Origin of the sequence: Stenotrophomonas sp. NPDC047960 (assembly GCF_043204395.1) — a bacterium.
In the GTDB taxonomy this organism is placed as follows: domain Bacteria; phylum Pseudomonadota; class Gammaproteobacteria; order Xanthomonadales; family Xanthomonadaceae; genus Stenotrophomonas.
Genome location: NZ_JBIDBX010000001.1, coordinates 36,012 through 55,562, shown reverse-complemented (window position 1 = coordinate 55,562; position 19,551 = coordinate 36,012). Strand labels below are relative to the sequence as shown.

Below are 19,551 nucleotides of genomic sequence, written 5' to 3'. Positions count from 1 at the left end.
AAGGTCGCGCGGTGACGTGCGCGGCCCTGCTTCGGCTACCATTCGCCCATGCCGCATACCTCAACGACTCCGCCCGCCCTGCAGGATGGCGACCTGCTCGCCGCCGTCGACCTCGGTTCGAACAGTTTCCACATGGTCATCGCGCGCTACACGCTCGGGCAGCTGCGCGTGGTCGACCGGTTGCGCGAGACAGTGCGCATGGCCGATGGCCTGGATGGCAAGGGCGGCCTCTCGGCGGACGCGCGCCAGCGCGCACTGGAATGCCTGGCCCGGTTCGGCCAGCGCATCCGTGGCATTCCTTCGGTGCGCGTGCGCGCGTTGGCCACCAACACCGTGCGCCAGCTGCGCTCGCCGCAGGCGTTCCTGATGCCGGCCGAAACCGCGCTGGGGCATGCCATCGAAGTGGTCAGCGGGCGCGAAGAGGCCCGCCTGATCTACCTGGGCGTGGCCCATGCGCAGCCGCCCAAGCCGGACCAGCGCCGGCTGGTGATCGACATCGGCGGCGGCTCCACCGAATTCATCATCGGCCAGGGCATGCAGACCCTGGAGCGCGAAAGCCTGCAGGCCGGCTGCATCGCCAGCACCCGGCGCTTCTTCCCGGGCGGCAAGCTGAGCAAGCGGCGCTGGAAGGATGCACTGACCGAGATCGGCGCCGAGTTCCAGCAGTTCGCCACCAAGTACCGCTCGCTGGGCTGGCACGAAGCGCTGGGCTCGTCGGGCACCCACAAGGCGATCAGCGAAATCTGCGCCACCATGAAGCTGAGCAAGGGCGCGATCACCGCCGAAGCGCTGCCGCAGCTGCGCGATGAACTGCTCAAGGCCAAGCGGATCGAAGACATCAACCTGCCGGGGCTGTCGCCGGACCGCCGCCCGATCATCGCCGGTGGCATCCTGGTGCTGGAAGCAGCGTTCCAGGCGTTGGGCCTGCAGAAGCTGCTGGTCAGCAAGGCGGCGATGCGCGAAGGCATCCTGTACGACATCCTCGGCCGCGCCAGCGAGAACGACCTGCGCGACGAATCCGTGGATGCGCTGACCCTGCGTTACGGCATCGATACCGTCCAGGCCGAGCGCGTGCAGCGCACCGCGCTGGACCTGTTCGCCCAGGTCGAAGGCAGCTGGAAACTGGACCCGGACGACGCACGCATGCTCGGCTGGGCAGCGCGCCTGCATGAGCTGGGCCTGATGATCGCCCACAGCGGCTACCACGTGCATGGCAGCTACGTGCTGGAGAACTCGGACATCGCAGGCTTCTCGCGCCAGGAACAGCAGCTGTTGGCCGCGCTGGTGCGCAGCCACCGCCGCAATGTCTCCAAATCCGCGTTCGATGCCCTGCCCGAACGCCTGCTGTTGCCGGCCCGGCGCATGACCGCCCTGCTCCGGCTGGCGGTGCTGCTCAACCGTGCCCATGAAGACACCCCCGTGCCGGCGCTGGAGCTCAGCGCCGACGACAGCCGGATGTCGCTGATCCTGCCGCAAGCCTACATCGACGCCCGCCCGCTGCTGCGCGCCGACCTGATCGGCGAAACCGACGGCATGGCCGGGCTCGGCGTCCAGTTCCGCCCGTTCGTGGCCTGAGCCGCGTCCGCAGCACCCGCCTCTTTGCCGCGAAACACACTGCGCGCCATCCGTGATGGTGTGCGCAGATCCACGTGCTGCGTCGCACCATCGTGATACATTGCGACATATCAGGATACATGGGACCAGTTCAGCAAAAATTCACAATTCCTTGATTCATAGGGATATTTGTCTCCTTTGTTACGAGAGGATGAATTTTTTTTGCCAAAACGCTTTACACAGGCTTAACGACTGGGACTAAGATCGAATCACCCGCCCATTTGGGTGGGGTTTTCGAGGGACGCGGGGGCACTTGGGACCCCGCCGACCTCTTTTGATTCAGTTCTGAACCAGAGAGAGAGCCAAATGACTTCACGCATCAACGTACTCGGGCAGGCGATCCGCTATGCCCTGGTCGCCGGTACCGCTGGCCTGGCGGCCGCCCCGGCCATGGCACAGGACGCGCCGAACCCCACCAACCTGGATCGCATCGAGATCACCGGTTCGCGCATCCGTACGGTGGACGTGGAGACCGCACAGCCGGTGTTCGCCATCAGCCGCACCGACATCGAGCGCCAGGGGTTCAGCTCGGTCGCCGACATCCTGCAGAACGTGACCGCCATGGGCAGCCCGACGATCAGCCGCGCCAACGCGCTGACCGCCGGTGAAAACGCCGGCGGCACCTACATCGACATGCGCAACCTGGGCACCCAGCGCACGCTGGTGCTGGTCAACGGCAAGCGCCTGGGCATCAGCACCTCCGGCTACCAGGACGTGTCCACCCTGCCCGTCTCGGCCGTCGAGCGCATCGAAGTGCTGAAGGATGGCGCGTCGGCGATCTACGGTTCCGACGCCATGGCGGGCGTAGTCAACATCATCACCCGCGGCAACGTCACCGGCGTTACCGCCAACGTCTACCACGGCCAGTACAGCGAAGGCGACGGCGCCCGCGATCGCTTCGACGTAGTGGCCGGCTGGAGCAACGACCGCATCTCGCTGACCCTGTCGGCCGAACACGCCGAAGAAAAGGGCGTGTGGGCGCGCGACCGCGGCTTCAGCCAGTACGGCATGACCGACCGCCACCCGCTGGATTCCAGCAACTGGACCACCATCAGCCAGTACGGCCAGATCACCGGCCTGCGCGGCCCGGGTTGCACGGCCACCGCCGGCTGCGGCTACTCGCTCAACCGCGGTTCGGATCCGACGCTGCCGGGCAACTACCACCGCACCGACACCACCCCGTTCACCGGTGATGTGAGCAACGCCAACGACCAGATGCACGTGATGTATCCGCTCAAGCGCGATTCGGTGTACTTCGATGGTCGTTTCGCGATCACCGACAGCATCAACTTCCGCACCGAGCTGGGCTACAACGAGCGCGAATCGACCCGCCAGATCGCCGGCTACCCCCTGCAGTCCAGCACCGCCGGCGTCGGGTCGATGTCGGTCAACAGCTATTTCAACCCGTTCGGCAGCCAGCACGGCTATGCCACGCCGACCGCCGTCGCCTGGAACCGTCGTACCTGGGAAGTGCCGCGGGTGACCACCAGCAACCTGAAGACCTACCGTGCGGTGGCTTCGTTTGACGGTTCGTTCGACATCGGTGAGCGCTACTTCGACTGGGAAGCAGGCTACCAGTACAACCGTAATGAGCTGGAGTCGGTGGCCACCGGCAACCTGCACAAGGCGCGTGTCGCCGGCGGCGTGGGTCCTTCGTTCCTCAACGCATCGGGCCAGGTGCAGTGCGGAACCGCCGCCGCCCCGATCTCGTTCGACGTATGCAAGCCGTGGAACCCGCTGGTCGCCTACGGCGTGACCGCGCCGAACGGCCTGTACGGCAATGAAGATCTGCAGGCCTGGCTGTTCCCGGAAGAAACCACCAAGGGCCGCACCACGTCGAAGAACTTCTTCGCCAACATCGCCGGTTCCATCTTCACCCTGCCGGCCGGCGACCTGGGCTTCGCCTTCGGCGTTGAAAGCCGCAAGGAAGAAGGCAAGTACACCCCCGATGCGCTGGCCCAGACCGGAGCCACCACCAACCTGGCGGCCGGCCCGACCGGTGGCGATTACACCGTCAACGAAGCCTACCTGGAGCTCAACATCCCGGTACTGGCCGACCTGCCCGGTGCAAAGGAACTGACCTTCAACGGGGCCACCCGCTTCTCGGACTACGACACCTTCGGCAACACGCTCAACAGCAAGTTCGGCTTCAAGTGGAAGCCGATCGACTCGCTGATGGTGCGCGGTACCTGGGCTGAAGGCTTCCGTTCGCCGACCATCAACGACCTGTTCGGTGGCGGTTCGGAAACCTTCGCGCAGTTCAGCGATCCGTGCGACACCGTGTTCGGCTCCTCGCGCACCAGTGCCGAAGTGCGCGCGCGCTGCTCGCGTGACATCGCCAACGCCGCGACGTTCCGCCAGCTGCGCCAGGGCGGCACGCCGGTGACCGTGGCCACCGATGCCACCCCGGTGCCGTTCACCTCCGGCTCCAACCCGACGCTGACCCCGGAAACCTCCAAGAGCAAGACACTGGGCCTGGTCTGGAGCCCCGGCTTCATCCAGAACTTCAATGCCTCGCTGGACTGGTGGAAGATCCGCATCGACAACACCATCATTGCAGACACCCCGACCCAGATCCTGATCGACTGCTACGAGCAGGGCATCGACGCGCGCTGCTCGCGCTTCGAACGTGATCCGGTCACCGGCATCGTGACCAACCTGAAGTTCGGCAACCGCAACGCCGGTTTCCTGGAAACCGAAGGCTACGACCTGGACCTGAACTACCGGCTGGATACCGACTTCGGCAAGTTCTCGCTGAATTCGGCCACCACCTACGTGTCCAGCAACATCTACCGTTCGACCAACGACGCCAGCGTCGTGCCGACCACCACCAACGGCATCGGTAGCGGCTTCCGCGTCCGCTCCAACCTGGTGCTGGGCTGGGACCTGGAAAAGTTCGGCATGAGCTGGACCGCCCGCTACTATTCCGGGGTGAAGGAACAGTGCGCCAACATCGCGCTGTACCCGGAAGAGTGCTCGGATCCGAACCAGTACGCTCCCTGGTACAAGGGTTCGCGCAACTACAACGAACGCGGTTCGGTCACCTTCCACGACGTGCAGGTGCGCTACAGCCTGCCGTGGGATGCCACGGTCTCGGTCGGCGCGAACAATGTCTTCGACAAGCTGGGCCCGATCATGTACAGCAAGCCGAACTCGGCCTTCTCGTACTACGGCGGTTATGACATCGGCCGCTTCATCTACATGAAGTACCAGCAGCGTTTCTGATCGCCACACGCGGTTGATCCACCATGACCACGGCCCTTCGGGGCCGTGGTTTTTTTTTGCCCGGCACCGCGTCATGCGCCGGTCATGCCACCGTCATGTCGGCTACATCGCCAGCCCGGAGCATGCGTGCAAACCGGAGGCCCGCCATGCGCTATGCCATCGTCACTGAAACGTATCCCCCCGAAGTCAATGGCGTCGCCCTGACCGTGCAGGGGCTGGAACAGGGACTGCGCGCGGCCGGGCATGAGGTGGACCTGGTCCGCCCGCGCCAGGCCGACGACACCGATGCCGGTGGTGCGCTGCTGGTGCAGGGCGCCGGGCTGCCCCGCTATCCCGGCCTGCGCTTCGGCCTGCCGGCGCCCAAGCGGCTGGCGCGGCAGTGGCAGCAGCAGCGCCCGGACGCCATCTACATCGCCACCGAAGGTCCGTTGGGCTGGTCGGCACTGCGCACCGCGCGGCGCCTGGGCATTCCGGTGGCCACCGGCTTCCACACCCGCTTCGACGAATACCTGCCCGACTACGGCGTGGCCTGGCTGCAGGCCGCCGCCCTGCGGTGGATGCGGCGCTTCCACAACCAGGCCGATGCCACCCTGGTGCCCACCTTGGAGCTGCAGCAGTTCCTTGGCGACCAGGGCTTCGACCGGGTGCGCCTGCTGTCCCGCGCAGTGGACAGCAGCCAGTTTGAACCAACCCGGCGCGATCCTGCACTGCGCGAGGAATGGGGCATCGACGGCAGCGGCTTCGCGGCCATCTACGTGGGGCGCATCGCTGCGGAAAAGAACCTGGCACTGGCGGTGAAGGCGTTCCGCCGGCTGCAGCAGGTGCGGCCCAAGGCTCGTTTTGTATGGGTGGGCGATGGCCCGGCCCGCGAGAAACTGGCCCATGAAAACCCGGACTTCATCTTCTGTGGCGTGCAGCGCGGCGATGCGCTGGCCCGCCACTTCGCCAGCGGCGACCTGTTCCTGTTTCCCAGCCGCAGCGAGACCTTCGGCAATGTCACGCTGGAAGCGATGGCCAGTGGCGTGGCCACGGTGGCGTTCAATTACGGCGCGGCGCGCGAACACCTGCGCACTGATGACAACGGGGTTGCGGTGGACGATGACAGCGCCTTCGTTGCCGCGGCCGTGCGCCTGGCGGGTGACGATGCCGAGCGCAGACGGTTGGGCGACAACGCCGCCAAGGCGATGACGCGACTGCACCCGCAGCAGGTCGTCGCCGAATTCGATGCCCTGCTTGCTGAACTGGCCAGTGCCCGGAGGGCGCATGCGGACCACGCCGCTTGATGGCCTGCGCGGGCGCGAAGCGCGCTGGTGCCGGCGCGCCAATCACTGCTGCCGGCACCGCGGCGTGCGTCGCGCCTTCTCGGTGGTCAGCCGGCTCGGCGACGGGGTGTTCTGGTATGCGCTGATGGGGGCGCTGGTGCTGCTGGACGGCTTCGATGGCCTGCGCGCGTCCCTGCACATGGCCGCTACCGGGCTGATGGCGCTGCTGTTGTACAAGGCCCTGAAACGCTGGACCCGGCGCCCACGCCCCTACGCGGCCGATCTGCGCATACGTGCCTGGGTGGCGCCACTGGATGAATTCAGCTTCCCTTCCGGGCACACCCTGCATGCGGTGTCGTTCACCATCGTCGCACTGGCCTACTACCCGTGGCTGGCACCGGTGCTGGTGCCATTCACTGCGGCAGTCGGTGTGTCGCGGGTGGTGCTGGGGCTGCATTACCCCAGCGACGTGCTGGCGGCGACGGCGATTGCCACCGCGTTGGCCGGGGCGAGCCTGCAGTGGTTGCCGTTGCCGGTGTGACGGGACAACCTAATACAATGGCGGCATGACTACGCTGTTCATCTCCGATCTGCACCTGGACCCGAGCCGTCCAGCCATCACCGATCTGTTCCTGGACTTCCTCCGCCGCGAGGCAATGCAGGCCGATGCCCTGTATATCCTGGGCGACCTGTTCGAAGCCTGGATCGGCGATGACACCCCCTCCCCCGCCGCCGACGCAGTGGCCGATGCGCTCAAGGCGGTCACTGCCGCCGGGGTGCCTGTCTACTTCATCCGCGGCAACCGCGATTTCCTGGTGGGCGAGGATTACGCCCGTCGCGCCGGCTTCCGCATCCTGCCCGACCCGAGCGTGATCGACCTGTACGGCACCCCGGTGCTGCTGCAGCACGGCGACCTGTTGTGCACCGATGACGTGGCCTACCAGCAGTTCCGTGCGCAGACCCGCGACCCGGTGTTCCAGGCCCAGTTCCTCGCCCAGCCGCTGGCTGCCCGTATCGCCTTCGCACAGAAGGCGCGCGACGCCAGCCAGGCGCGCCAGTCGGAAATGAAACAGGGCGACCGCGCCACCTTCGAGACCGTCACCGACGTCGCACCCGACGAAGTGACCGCCACCTTCGTGCGCCATGGCGTGGACACCCTGATCCATGGGCATACCCACCGCCCGGCGATCCACAGCCTGCAGGCCGGCGGCCGCGCATGCACGCGCATCGTGCTGGGCGACTGGTACGAGCAGGGTTCGGTACTGCGCGTCACCCCGCAGGGGTGGACGCTGGATTCATTGACATAGGAGCGTATCGACCAACGGTCGATACCTGCCCGGTAGCACACGACCGTTGGTCGTGTGCTCCGGAAACCATCAGCGGAACGCAGCCACTGCCGCCTTGGTGTTGACCAGCACGCGCTGGTTGTCCGCACTGGAGGCGATGCCCATCGGAATCCCGTTGTAGCTGATGTTGGGATTGGACCAGAAGTTCAGGCGCGGGCAGCCGGAGGTGCAGTCGTAGGCCATGATGGTGCGCCAGCGCGAACCGGTGGCCGGCTGGTAACGGTACCCGTGACCATACGCATAGGGCGAGGTGCTGGAGTCGGTGGCGATGTCGTGCCGCGCGCTCTGCAGGTGGCCGATTTCATGCGCGAACGAGTAGTAGCCGGTGGCGCAGTCCCAGTACACCGCTGCGAACGCGCTGGACGCGGTGGAGCCGATACCCGAGGCCAACCCGCAGTAGCTGCTGTTGTTGATGATCAGCACCGCCACGTCCGCCGCCGTGCTGTTGCGGGTGGTGTGGATGGCATCCATGTACCCATCATTGGTCGAGCGGAAGCGCGCCAGGTCGGTACTGAAGTTGCCCGACTCGGTATACGCCACGGCCTGGTACCCGGCCAGCTGCATCGTGATGCCCACGTTGCTGTTGGTGTAGCCCTGGTTGGATTCGGCCACCGCCAGCTGTACCAGCGACTGCATGTTGCCGCCATAAGCGCTGACCGCTGCATTGGTAGCGACCACCAGCACGCGGATGGTAGCGGGCGTGCCCGACGAGGCCGCCGCAATGCCGGCGCGATCGCTGGCCGGCATTTCGATCTTCGGCAGCGTGTTGTAGTCGGCCGGGTGTTCGGCCGGCATGCGCGATTCGTCCACCTGCACCAGCACATGGCGGCCATCACTGAGCGGACGCAGCCGGTACAGCGTGCCGTCCTTGCGGATTGAACCGGTGACCGTGTCGCCGTTGCGCACCAGGATCACCGAGTTGCCCGGGTCCTGCGTACCGGCCTGCCGGGTCAGTTTCGACCCCGCGCTCTGCAGGCTTCCGTACCAGATGCTGCCCCCATCGGGCAGGTTTTCCACCCGCTGCTGCACTGCCTGCACGGACGTGCCGAGCAGCTCGAACTCCAGCTGCCGCTGCGCCGCGATCACCGCGCCTGCCTCAACGCGGACCTCCTGCACCGCAGCGCTGGAGGGCGCCGCAAGCACGGCCTGCGCGGCCGGTTGGCTGGCCGCACCCGCCCGGCTCAACACCGTCACCGGCTGGAACAGGGGAGCCGCCGCCGCCGTACCCATGGCGGCCAGGAACAACGTGATCGCACCTGCGGTCTTTCTCATCGAACTGGACATCATGTCGCCTCTCTCGTTGAGTGAACTTCGGAAGTGAACGTGTTCGCGCCACCGCCCCTGTCGGCAGGCCACACCATCTGGCGCCAATCGATCGCGTGAATTCAATAGAGCGCACCAATGAGATTTCCGAACTGTGACCGGCGGCCACAGCGGTTCAGTTACGTCGCGCCAGTGTCGTTTTCGCGCTACCTTAAACGCGCATCGACAGGGGAACCGAGGCCATGGCTGGGCAGCCCGCTCCGACCACCACCGTGCCGGTCACGCTGCAGATCGGCCTGTTTTTCGACGGCACCCGCAACAACGCCGACAACCTCCTGCACGCCTCGCGCCCCCCCGGCAGCACCACCCCCGCACCGCGGCCACCCGCCCCCGCCGTCCTGGCCGATGACGCCTCGCCGTACCAGAGCCGCCTGACCAGCAGTTTCAGCAACGGACTGACCAACATCGCGCGGCTGCACGCGCTCTACCCCGACCACCGGCGGACCGCGCCCACCCTGCCGGGCCCCCTGTCCCTGGCGATCTACATCGAAGGCGCCGGCACCCGTACCGGCAAGGACGACGACCTGATGGGGCTGGCATTCGGCATCGGCCCCAGCGGCGTGAAAGCCAAAGTCCATCGCGCCCTCGACGTGTACCTGCCCGAGGCCCTGCGCGCCCTGGCCCGCACCCTCCCGCCCCACACACTGACCCACGTCCGACTGGACCTCTTCGGCTTCTCGCGCGGCGCCGCCTCCGCGCGCGACGCGATCAACCGGCTCAACGCCGCCGACGGCCGCCTCTGGCTGCAGGAACAGCTGCGCCGCACCGGCTGGACCCTGCCCACCGGCCCCACCATCCGCCCCGTGCGCTTCGTCGGCCTGTTCGACACCGTGGTCGCGATCGATGCGCGCCAGCGCGACGAACTGCCCGACGTCACCCTGCCCGCCGGCTGCGCCGACAAGGTGGTCCAGGTCACCGCGCGCGACGAGCACCGCCACTACTTCGCACTGACCTCCGTCGCGCCCGGACATGAGGAAATCACGCTGCCCGGCGTACACGCCAACATCGGCGGCGGCTACGACCAGCGCATCGAAGGACCCAAGTTGCTGACCCGCCCACAAGGCCAGCGCATCCGTACCCACGACGTGCCCGACACCATCACCCCACCGCTGGCCCTGCTGCGCAGCACCCAGGTCTACGCGCGCGCGCAGGACGCCTGCCGGCGATGGCAGGCCGCACTGGGCCTTGGCGAAGACAACGTCTGGGTCGACGTCTGGCATCGCTGGCAGCAGCTGCGCGTGGCCGGCAGCGACAGCGTGCTGCCGCAGTGGGTCCTGTTCGCGCACGCCGCAGTGGTGCTCAAGCGCGAGATCGACTGGCGCTACCAGCTCGTCGCACTGCGGCTGATCCACCAGCGCGCGGCAGCGGCCGGCGTGATGTGGGCACGCACGCCGGATGCGGATCCGGCGATGGCGTTGCCGGACGAGTTGAAGCCCATCGCCGCGAGGCTGGTGGCGGGCCAAGCGCTGGATGCAGCGCAGGAACTGCTGTTGCGGCAGCGCTACCTGATGCAATCAGCGCATTGGAATTTCGATGCGCTGGGCGATACCGCGTTGTTGTATGCGGCAGATGATGCAACCCGCGAATTGCCATACCGGCCGGGGCCCGGATTGTTTTACATCAACCGGCCGACGGAAGACGGGAAGCGGGTGGTGTTGCGGAACGTTTAGCAGAATTCCGCAACCCGCCGTTCCCCGGGCCACCGGTACACCGTCGAAGGTGGGTCGGTGCGGGTTTGCGGGGGTGTGAGCGGCATGGATGCCGCGACCAAGCCCCCATGGATGGGTTTACGGCGTCCCCCGCAAACCCGCACCGACCCGCCAAACCGGAAGTTCACGAACCACCGGCTGTTCGCCAAAATGCATGAAGCCGGGCAACGCCCGGCACAACAGCAACGACTGCAACCTAATTAGAAGGCCCAGGCGTACGACCCGCCTGCTCGATCAGGTCCGCCAGCTCGTCCTGCTCGAAGCCAGCCAAGAGCCGCGCCTCGAGATTGAACGGGCCATACAGGAACCCGTTGGCATATTCCTTCAACAGCGCGATGAAGCGTGCGCGAGGCTCCACACCGGCACGCTCGCAGTACCAGCGGTACCAGCGCGTCCCTGCCGCCACATGCGCCACTTCCTCGCGCAGGATGATCTCCAGTACATCAGCCGTCGCATGATCATTGGCCGAACGCAGCTTGATGATCATCCCCGGCGTCACGTCCAGCCCGCGCGCCTCCAGTACGCGCGGCACCAGCGCCATTCGCGAAAGGCCATCGTGCGCCGTCTTCTCGCACATCTCCCACAGCCCGTTGTGCGCGGCGAAATCGCCGTAATCGTGCCCGTGCGCCTGCAACCGCCCATGCAACAGCAGGAAGTGACGCGACTCGTCATCGGCCACCCCCACCCAGTCCGCATGGAACGACCCCGGCAGCCCGCGGAAGCGATACACCGCATCCCACGCCAGATCGATGGCATTGAGCTCGATATGCGCGATCGCATGGATGAACGCTGCGCGCCCCTCCGCATTGCCCAACCCGCGCCGCGGCACCTCGCGCGGATGCACCAGCTGCAGCTGCGGCGGCCGCCCCGGCATGCGGATCGGCTCGGGCGGCGGCGCATCCGCGCGCACCTTCAACTTCCCCGCGCGGAACTGCGCCGCATAGTGCTGGGTCAGCGCCACCTTGCGCAGCGGGTCCGCCTCGGCCATGCACTGCTGCGCCGCGCGCAGCAGGTCACCGGCCGCCTCGTCCTGCGGCAACGTCGCGCTCACCGGCACGCCTCAGGCGCGGCGCTTGTGCTTGGCATCGTCCGAACGCAGCTGCTGGATGCGTTCGAAATAGCCCGGCTCGATACCGGTCGGGTACACGCCGTTGAAGCACGACGAATCAAACGACTTCAGCTCCGGGTTGCCTTCGCGCACCGCTGCTTCCATGTCCTCGATGTCCTGGTAGATCAACCAGTCGCAGCCCAGGTGCGCCTCGATCTCTTCCACGCTGCGGTTGTGCGCCACCAGCTCTTCGGCCGCCGGCATGTCGATGCCGTAGATGTTGGGATATCGCACCGGCGGCGCCGCACTGGCCAGGTACACCTTGCGCGCACCGGCGTCGCGCGCCATCTGCACGATCTGCTGGCTGGTGGTGCCGCGCACGATCGAGTCGTCCACCAGCAATACCACCCGGTTGCGGAACTCCAGATGGATCGGGTTGAGCTTGCGGCGCACCGACTTCACCCGCTCGCCCTGCCCCGGCATGATGAACGTACGGCCGATGTAGCGGTTCTTGATGAAGCCTTCGCGGTACTTCACCCCGAGTACGTTGGAGATCTCCAGCGCCGCATCGCGCGAGGTATCCGGGATCGGGATGATGGTGTCAATGTCGTGGTCCGGGCGCAGGCGCAGGATCTTCTCGCCAAGTTTGATGCCCATGCGCATGCGCGCCTTGTGCACCGACACGTTGTCGATCATCGAATCGGGGCGCGCGAAGTACACGTACTCGAAGATGCACGGGCTGTGCTCGGCCGGCTCGGCGCACACTTCCGAGAACAGCTCGCCACGCGCGGTGATCACCAGCGCCTCGCCCGGGCGCACATCGCGCACGCGCTGAAAGCCCAGCACGTCCAGTGCCGACGATTCCGAGGCCACGATGTACTCATCACCTTCGGCATGGGCCCGCTTGCCCAGCACCAGCGGGCGGATCCCGTGCGGGTCGCGGAAGGCGACCAGGCCCAGGCCGAGCACCACGCTGATCACCGCATAACCGCCCTTGCAGCGGCGGTGCACGCCGGCCACCGCGCGGATCGCCGCCTCCGGGGTCAGCTGGCGCTGCGCGTCCAGCTCGAAAGCGAACACGTTCAACAGCACTTCGCTGTCCGAATCGGTGTTGACGTTGCGGCGGTCCTGTTCGAACACCTGCTGGCGCAGCGCCTCGGTGTTGATCAGGTTGCCGTTGTGGGCCAGCGCGATGCCGTAGGGCGAATTGACGTAGAACGGTTGCGCCTCGTCCATGCCTTCCGAACCGGCGGTCGGGTAGCGCACATGGGCGATACCGACGCGGCCTTCCAGGGTGGACATGGTCTTGGCGTCGAACACATCGCGCACCAGGCCGTTGGCCTTCTGCACGCGCAGCCGGGTGCCATCGGCGGTGGCGATGCCTGCCGCGTCCTGGCCACGGTGCTGGAGGACGGTCAGGCCGTCATACAACTGCCCGGCGACGTTCTGGTTGCCGACAATACCGACGATGCCACACATGGTGCGAATCTCCGCTGGGCTGGGCCCATCTACTGTGAAGGTGGCCGTGCCTGGCCGGGGGAACCGCTCCGTGCCGGAGCGGTGTCGTCCGGGCGCACGAGCGCCGGGTCGATGTTCTGGGGGGAGCCTGGCCGTGCCTGGTTGGCCCACACATCGGCGGGGTCCACCGCCTGCTGCGGGGTCTCATCCAGCGGTCGCGGCCATCCGCGACCACCCAGCAACTGGCCAAGGACGCCATTATCGCCTGTCGCGCCCGGCTTGCCCAACTCTCCGATGGGCAGTTGCGCCATGTTCACCTCCGGCAGCGCCATCGGCATCCCCTGCAGGCCCTGCATGTCCTTCAAACCGGGCATCTGCGGCAGCGCCGGCATGCGCGGCATCTTCGCCTGCATCCAGCCCACCCCGGGGTCGAGCATCGCGCGCAGGTGCGAATCGCGCCAGGTGGCCTCGCGGGTCAGCGGGGTGTACGAGCCCACCAGCAGCAGCGCGCAGGCGATCAGCCCACCCCGGGCCAGGCCGAGGCCCGCGCCCATCATGCGGTCGGCACCGTTCAGGCTGGTGGAGCGGACCGCCTGGCGGATCACCAGGCCGATGGCCCAGACCGAGACCATCACCAGCAGGAACACGGTGAGGTAGCCCGCGAAATAGTGACCGGTGCCGGGCGCGGCCGGCGCCGACCACCAGGCCGCGGCGCTGCGCCCGAACATGAGGGCGGCCCAGCCGCCCAGCAGCCACGAGAACGTGCTGATGACGATGCTGACGAAACCGCGCATCACCCCGAGCAGGGTCGAGATGCCGATCACCGCCAGCAGCACGAAATCAACCATGTGCGGGGGGCCGCATCAGGGGTGCGGCCGGACCATGCCGGCCACGCCGACCTTCGACGCAACCTGGGCCTTGAGGTTCTCCGCCTCGGCACGGTTGGCGACCGGGCCGACGCGCACGCGGTTGAGCGTGCCCTTGTCGGTACGTACCTGCTCCACGAACGCGCTGAAGCCGGCCGCGCGCACTTTGTCGCGCAGGGCGTTGGCTTCGGTCGCCTGGCCGAACGCGCCCAGCTGCACGGCGAAGCCGACGCTGCTGGCCGCCGGTGCGGCGGGCACGGCCACGGGCTTGGCGGCCGCGGTGGCGGGTTCGGGCTTGGCCGTCGCCGGCTTCGGCTCCGGCTTGGGCGCTTCCGGCTTGGGTGCCGGCTTGGCCGCCACCGGTTCCGGCGGCAGCGTTTCGGTCTTCACCGTGGCGGCTGCCGGTGCGGCAGCGGCGCTGGATGCGGCCGGTGCCGTCGCCGCGGCCGGCGTCGGCGCCGGAGCAGCAGCCCCGGCAGTGTCGGGGCGCGCGTCCAGGGTCACTACTTCGGCCTTGACGTCGTTACGTACCTTGACCGCTTCCAGGCGCGCCGCTTCGGCCTGCGCGCGATCGGCATACGGCCCCACGCGCACGCGCCAAGCCTGGCGGCCGTTGATCGTGGCCGGTTCGCTGAAGCCCGGCAGCTGGGCCTTCTTCAGGAACGCGATCACCGCGTTGGCGTCGGCCTGGCTGCCGTAAGCGCCAAAGCTGACCGCGTAGTTGCCGGCGGCCACGGCCGGCGAAGCATCGGCGGCCGCCGCCGGCTCGGCCGGTGCGGCTGCGTCGGGCTGCAGCGGCTGGGTGGTCGACACACCGCTCTGCAGGCCGGTGGCACCACCGGTCGGGGCGACCAGCGGCAGTTCACGGGTCTGGAACTGACCATCGGCCGGCGCGTCCGGCGCGGTGATCGGCACGTTGGCCACGCCACTGTCAGGGGCAGGCCCCTTTACCAGCATGGGCAGGAAAATCACGGCCAACGCCACCAGGACGATGGCACCAATCAGTCGCTGTTTCAGAGGAGTATCCACGGAAGGCAGGCAGGGCGGCGCGGCGGAATGCCACGGCGATTATACGGGCGCACGCGTGTGCGGCGTCGAAGACGGCTGAACGTTGTCGTCTGCTGCCCGCCTCAGCGGGCGTTCTCGAGCCACAGCAGGGCCTGCGCGGCGGTATGGAAGGAACCAAAGACCAGCACGCGGTCGCCGGCCCCGGCCGCCGACAGCGCCTGCTGCAACGCAGTATCCACATCTTGATGGGTGGCCGCATCGGCGGCGGCGGTACCGGCCAGACGGGCAAGCAATGCCGTTGCGCTCTGTGCGCGCGCACCTTCCAGCCCGGCCAGGTGCCAGCCATCGACGCGGTCGGCCAGTGCCTCGACCACACCAACGGCATCCTTGTCCTGCAATGCGGCGAACACGGCCACGGTACGCCCGGTGATCGTTGCGGCCTTCAGGGCAGCCGCCAGCTCGCGCGCGGCCTGCGGGTTGTGGCCGACATCGACCAGCACCTCCACGCCATCGCGCTCGAACGCCTGCAGACGGCCGCGGATGCGGGCCTGGGACACGCCCTCGCCGATGGCCGCACGCGGCAGCGGCTTGTCCAGCGCGCGCAGCGCGGCAATGGCCGACGCGGCATTGCGCAGCTGGATCGGGCCGCGCAACGCCGGCATCGGCAGTTCGATGCGGAAACCCACGTCACGCCACGCCCAGCGTTGGGCATCGATGACGTCGGCGAAGAAATCGCTGCCGCCTCGGATCGCATTGGCGCCCAGCAGGTAAGCACGCGCCAGCACGCTTGATGGAGGATCGGTCTCCCCCAGGATCACCGGCTTCCAGCCACGGATGATGCCGGCCTTTTCCGCGCCGATCGTTTCGCGGTCCTCGCCGAGCCATTCGGCATGGTCGATGTCCACGGTGGTGATCACCGCCACGTCGGCATCGACGATGTTGACCGCGTCCAGGCGTCCGCCCAGCCCCACTTCCAGCACGGCCAGGTCAAGCCCGGCCTGCGCAAACAGGTGCAATGCGGCCAGCGTGCCGTACTCGAAGTAGGTCAGCGTGGTGCTGCCGCGCGCATCTTCGATGGCGTTGAAGGCGGCAATGAGCGCCGCGTCGGAGGCGTCTTCGCCGTCGATGCGCACACGCTCGTTGTAATGCAGCAGGTGCGGCGAGGTGTAGGCCCCGACCTTCCAGCCGGCCGCCCGCGCGATCGCCTCGATGAAGGCCACCGTGGAGCCCTTGCCGTTGGTGCCGCCCACCACGATGGTGCGCGGCGCCGGCTGGCCCAGGCTCATGGCGGTGGCCACCGCACGTACGCGTTCCAACCCCATGTCGATGGTGGCCGGGTGCTGCTGCTCGATGTAGCTGAGCCAATCGGCGAGGGTATGCGGGCGGGTGGTCGTCATGGCGATGGATCGTGGTGGTCGTGGAACGGAAAGCGGAAAACCGGGGTGGATCACAGCGCCCGGTGCTTGGCCTCGCCGAAGAAAGGCGTGTGATGCGCGCAGTCGTTCAGGCGCACCACTTCCAGGCTGTCCAGGTCCGTGCCTTCAAGCAGATTGAGCGTGGTCGGCGCCTGGCGGAAGGTCCACAGACGCGACAGCGGTAAACCCAGGATCCGGCACAGGATCACCCGGTTGACTGCGTCGTGGGCCACCACCAGCAGCGTGTCGTGCTCGCCCAGCCCTTCGGCGGCGCGGGCCAGGCCGCGCCAGCTGCGGTCCAGCACCAACCGCAGCGATTCGCCGCCGGGCATCAGCACCGTATCAGGCTCGTCGCGCCAGGCCTGCAGGCGCGACGGGTCTTTTTCGTTGATTTCGCTGGCCAGCAGGCCTTCCCACTCACCGTGGGCGATTTCCTGCAGCTCCGGTTCGGTCAGCAGCATGTCGGCGCGGTCGGCACCGAGGGCCAGCTGCGCGGTGCGCTGCGCGCGCGACAGCGGCGAGGCGACGGCACGGGTGATGTCCACCGATTTCAGGCGTTCACCCAGGGCCTGGGCCTGGGCTTCGCCGATCGGCGACAACGGGATATCGATCTGGCCCTGGTAACGGCCTTCGGCATTCCAGGGGGTTTCGCCGTGGCGGGCAAGCAGGATGCGCATGCGAACTAGAGGTCCTTGGGGGAGAGGAGAACAGTCGCAATCGTTCACATGATGTGAATGATCGTGGGGGAGCGGCCATCATACCTTGCCGAGCAAACGGTTCTTCCTCCGTCTTCGATCAGGTTCATCGCGGGCGTTGGGGGCCCCGCCGCGGCCGGCAGGCCCCTGTGCAAATGTCCCCCGGCATCGGCCTCCGGCCGACGCCGGGGGACATTCGCCGGAAAGGGTATGCCGCCCCGGCGCTCGATTCACCGGCAGCCGCGTTTGATCCAGCGCGAAAAAAAACCCGCGGCGTTGCCGCGGGGTTCGTTGACAGTAGCGCCGGCCGTTGGCCGGCAATCAGGAACCGCGCCTCACGGAGTGAGGTTCAGTTCCTTCAGCAGCTGCGGCGCGGGCGCCACCTCCTGCATGATCCACTGCATGTAGCGGCTGTCCACCGCGATCATGCGGGTCATCACCGGGTCGAACACCCAGTTGGAGCTGACCGATTCCCAGTTGCCATCGAAGGCCAGGCCGACCAGCTTGCCGTGCGCGTCCAGCACCGGCGAGCCGGAGTTGCCGCCGGTGATGTCCAGGTTGGACAGGAAGTTGACCGGCACCGAGCCGACGCGCTTGTCTTCCAGGCCGCCGTAGCGCTTGGCCTTGACCGCATCGAGCAGCGGCTTGGGCGAATCGAACGGATCGGCGCCGGTTTCCTTGGCGACGATGCCTTCCAGCGTGGTGAACGGGGTGTAGGCCACGCCGTCCTTTGGCGCATAGCCCATCACGTTGCCGAAGGTGATGCGAAGCGACAGGTTGGCGTCCGGGTAGACGAACTCACCCTTGCTCTTCTTGTAATCGGCCAGCGCCTGCAGGTACGCCGGGCGCGCCAGCAGCGATTCGCCTTCACGGGTCTTCTTCTGCTCTTCCAGCTTCAGCAGCGCCGGCATGGCGGCCACCGCGTACTGGATGACCGGGTCGGTGCTGGCTTCGAAAGCGGCGCGGTCGGCTTTGAACCAGGTCAGGCGCTCGTCGAGGCTGCCCAGTCTGGTGCCGGACAGCTTCTTGACCAGGCCGTCCACGGCGGCGGAATCACTGCCGGCCAGCCACTGGTTCAGCACCTCGTTGCTGCGCTGGGCGGCCGGCAGCGCCACGTACTGGTTCAACCAGTACTGCTGCAGCTGCTGGTCCATGCCCGCCACGTAGCGGCGGTCCATCTGGCGCAGGCTGCCTTCGATGGTCGGCAGGTCGCGTTCCTGGTAGCCCGCTTCGCGCTGGGCATCGGGCTTGGCGCGCTCGATCGACAGGCGGTACAAGGCCAGCGCGGCACCCACGGCGGAGGTGTTGTTGAACTGGCCCACGAACAGGTCGCGCTCGCGGGTGGACTTGCTGGTATCCAGGTGCTTGATCAGCTGCGCGTGCGCGGCCAGCGCCGGCTTGCCGGCAGCACCCTGCTTCTTCAGCCAGGCCAGCACGGCGGCCTCTTCAGCCTGCTTCTGGCCGGCTGCGTCGATGCGCTTGAAGCCCTCCAGCTGACCGGCGTAGTTCTTGGCCACGTTGTTCATGCTGGCCGCGGTGGCGGCGTACTTCACCTTCACGTCCGCATCGGCCTTGCCAGCCTTGTCGATCAGCGCCAGCACCGCGTTGTAGTGGCGGGCGATGGTCGGATAGGTCCAGTCGGCGGTTTCGTTGAACTCACCGGCCAGTGCGTAGCGGTTGGTGCGGCCCGGGTAGCCGGCCACCATCACGAAGTCGTCGGCGCCCAGCGGCTGGTCGGCGAACTTCAGGAAGTGCCTGGGCTGGTACGGCACGTTGTCAGCCGAGAAGGCGGCCGGCTTGCCGTCTTTCCCCACGTAGGCGCGGTAGAACGAGAAATCGCCGGTGTGGCGCGGCCACATCCAGTTGTCGACGTCGCCGCCGAACTTGCCGACGCTGCCCGGGGGCGCGTAGACCAGGCGCACGTCCCTGATTTCCATGTTGCGGAACAGGCGGTAGGTGTTGCCGCCAGAGAAACTGTACAGGCGGCAGCGGAAGCCGGCTTCGGCCTCGCACGCGGCGGTCTGTGCCTTGTCGAACGCTTCCAGCGCGCGGGTGCGGGCCAGCGGGTCCTTCCCGGCGGCGGCGATGGCGGCCTTGGCCTGGTCGGTGACGTCGGTGATCCGGTCGAGCACGAACACCCGCGCGTTCGGGCCGGCGCTCAGTTCATCCTTCAGGGTCGGCGCGTTGAAGCCGTCCTTGATCAGGTTCTTCTCGGCGGTGGAATTGAGCTGGATCGCACCGTAGGCGCAATGGTGGTTGGTCACCACCAGGCCCTGCGGGGAGACGAAGCTGGCGGTGCAGCCGCCCAGCGCGACCACCGCGCCCATCGGGTCGCCAGTCAGGTCGGAGATCTGTTCCGGGGAGAGTTTCAGGCCGGCCTGCTTGAGCGGCCCGGCAATCTCCGGCAGCTGTTGCGGCACCCACATGCCCTCAGCGGCATGGGCGGCCTGGACCAGCGCAAGGCTGGCGACGACGGAGAAAGCAAGCAGGTTCGAGCGCATGAGCGGCCCCTGGTGAATGAACCGCCGATTGTAGCGGGGTCCCCCGCCGGCCCGGCCGGCCGAAAGTCACGGACCGCACCG

General features: G+C 67.4%; 14 protein-coding genes. 6 read left to right on the top strand and 8 right to left on the bottom strand.

The genetic code is table 11. From position 1 onward, the window contains the following. The first annotated feature begins 48 nt into the window (after positions 1 to 48). The 5 genes from ppx (at position 49) to lpxH (ending at position 7,408) form a co-directional block, all read left to right on the top strand. On the top strand, positions 49 to 1,575 hold the full coding sequence (gene ppx, locus ACGFZ3_RS00280) for an exopolyphosphatase (RefSeq protein ID WP_392914946.1): 1,527 nt from the start codon (positions 49 to 51) through the stop codon (positions 1,573 to 1,575). 345 nt (positions 1,576 to 1,920) lie between these two features. Next, a complete protein-coding gene (locus ACGFZ3_RS00275) occupies positions 1,921 to 4,839 on the top strand; it encodes a TonB-dependent receptor domain-containing protein (RefSeq protein WP_392914943.1) in 2,919 nt (972 codons plus the stop codon). A 146-nt stretch (positions 4,840 to 4,985) separates the two neighbouring features. Beyond that, positions 4,986 to 6,122 carry a glycosyltransferase family 4 protein gene (locus tag ACGFZ3_RS00270; RefSeq protein ID WP_392914941.1) on the top strand — a complete coding sequence of 379 codons (1,137 nt, stop codon included), beginning with the start codon at positions 4,986 to 4,988 and terminating at the stop codon, positions 6,120 to 6,122. Beyond that, on the top strand, positions 6,103 to 6,642 hold the full coding sequence (locus ACGFZ3_RS00265; RefSeq protein ID WP_392914938.1) for a phosphatase PAP2 family protein: 540 nt from the start codon (positions 6,103 to 6,105) through the stop codon (positions 6,640 to 6,642). The genes ACGFZ3_RS00270 and ACGFZ3_RS00265 overlap by 20 nt, the downstream gene beginning before the upstream one ends. Positions 6,643 to 6,667: 25 nt before the next feature. Then, entirely contained in the window at positions 6,668 to 7,408 is a 741-nt protein-coding gene (gene lpxH / locus ACGFZ3_RS00260) for a UDP-2,3-diacylglucosamine diphosphatase (protein ID WP_392914935.1), read from the top strand. Positions 7,409 to 7,477: 69 nt separating this feature from the next. On the opposite strand, the gene ACGFZ3_RS00255 is transcribed toward lpxH, so the two are convergent. Next, positions 7,478 to 8,734 (bottom strand): zinc-dependent metalloprotease, encoded by a 1,257-nt coding sequence (locus ACGFZ3_RS00255; RefSeq protein ID WP_392914932.1) that lies wholly within the window; start codon positions 8,732 to 8,734, stop codon positions 7,478 to 7,480. A gap of 218 nt (positions 8,735 to 8,952) precedes the next feature. Between ACGFZ3_RS00255 and ACGFZ3_RS00250 the strand changes: the two genes are divergently transcribed. Continuing rightward, the gene (locus ACGFZ3_RS00250) at positions 8,953 to 10,440 is read left to right on the top strand and encodes a DUF2235 domain-containing protein (RefSeq protein WP_392914929.1); all 1,488 of its coding nucleotides are present in this window, start codon (positions 8,953 to 8,955) and stop codon (positions 10,438 to 10,440) included. Between the two features lie 235 nt (positions 10,441 to 10,675). On the opposite strand, the gene ACGFZ3_RS00245 is transcribed toward ACGFZ3_RS00250, so the two are convergent. The 7 genes from ACGFZ3_RS00245 to ACGFZ3_RS00215 form a co-directional block, all read right to left on the bottom strand. Continuing rightward, entirely contained in the window at positions 10,676 to 11,467 is a 792-nt protein-coding gene (locus ACGFZ3_RS00245) for a ferritin-like domain-containing protein (protein ID WP_392917506.1), read from the bottom strand. 72 nt (positions 11,468 to 11,539) lie between these two features. Then, positions 11,540 to 13,006 carry an amidophosphoribosyltransferase gene (purF, locus tag ACGFZ3_RS00240; RefSeq protein WP_068849542.1) on the bottom strand — a complete coding sequence of 489 codons (1,467 nt, stop codon included), beginning with the start codon at positions 13,004 to 13,006 and terminating at the stop codon, positions 11,540 to 11,542. Positions 13,007 to 13,035: 29 nt separating this feature from the next. Further along, positions 13,036 to 13,833 (bottom strand): CvpA family protein, encoded by a 798-nt coding sequence (locus ACGFZ3_RS00235; protein WP_392914924.1) that lies wholly within the window; start codon positions 13,831 to 13,833, stop codon positions 13,036 to 13,038. Between the two features lie 15 nt (positions 13,834 to 13,848). After that, complete coding sequence (locus ACGFZ3_RS00230; protein WP_392914921.1) at positions 13,849 to 14,880, bottom strand: SPOR domain-containing protein; 1,032 nt, start codon at positions 14,878 to 14,880, stop codon at positions 13,849 to 13,851. Between the two features lie 101 nt (positions 14,881 to 14,981). Beyond that, positions 14,982 to 16,256 carry a bifunctional tetrahydrofolate synthase/dihydrofolate synthase gene (folC, locus tag ACGFZ3_RS00225; RefSeq protein WP_392914918.1) on the bottom strand — a complete coding sequence of 425 codons (1,275 nt, stop codon included), beginning with the start codon at positions 16,254 to 16,256 and terminating at the stop codon, positions 14,982 to 14,984. Between the two features lie 50 nt (positions 16,257 to 16,306). Beyond that, positions 16,307 to 16,951 (bottom strand): histidine phosphatase family protein, encoded by a 645-nt coding sequence (locus tag ACGFZ3_RS00220; RefSeq protein WP_392914915.1) that lies wholly within the window; start codon positions 16,949 to 16,951, stop codon positions 16,307 to 16,309. A 353-nt stretch (positions 16,952 to 17,304) separates the two neighbouring features. After that, positions 17,305 to 19,470, bottom strand: coding sequence for a S46 family peptidase (locus tag ACGFZ3_RS00215; protein ID WP_392914912.1), 2,166 nt, complete (start codon positions 19,468 to 19,470; stop codon positions 17,305 to 17,307). Positions 19,471 to 19,551: the final 81 nt, after the last annotated feature.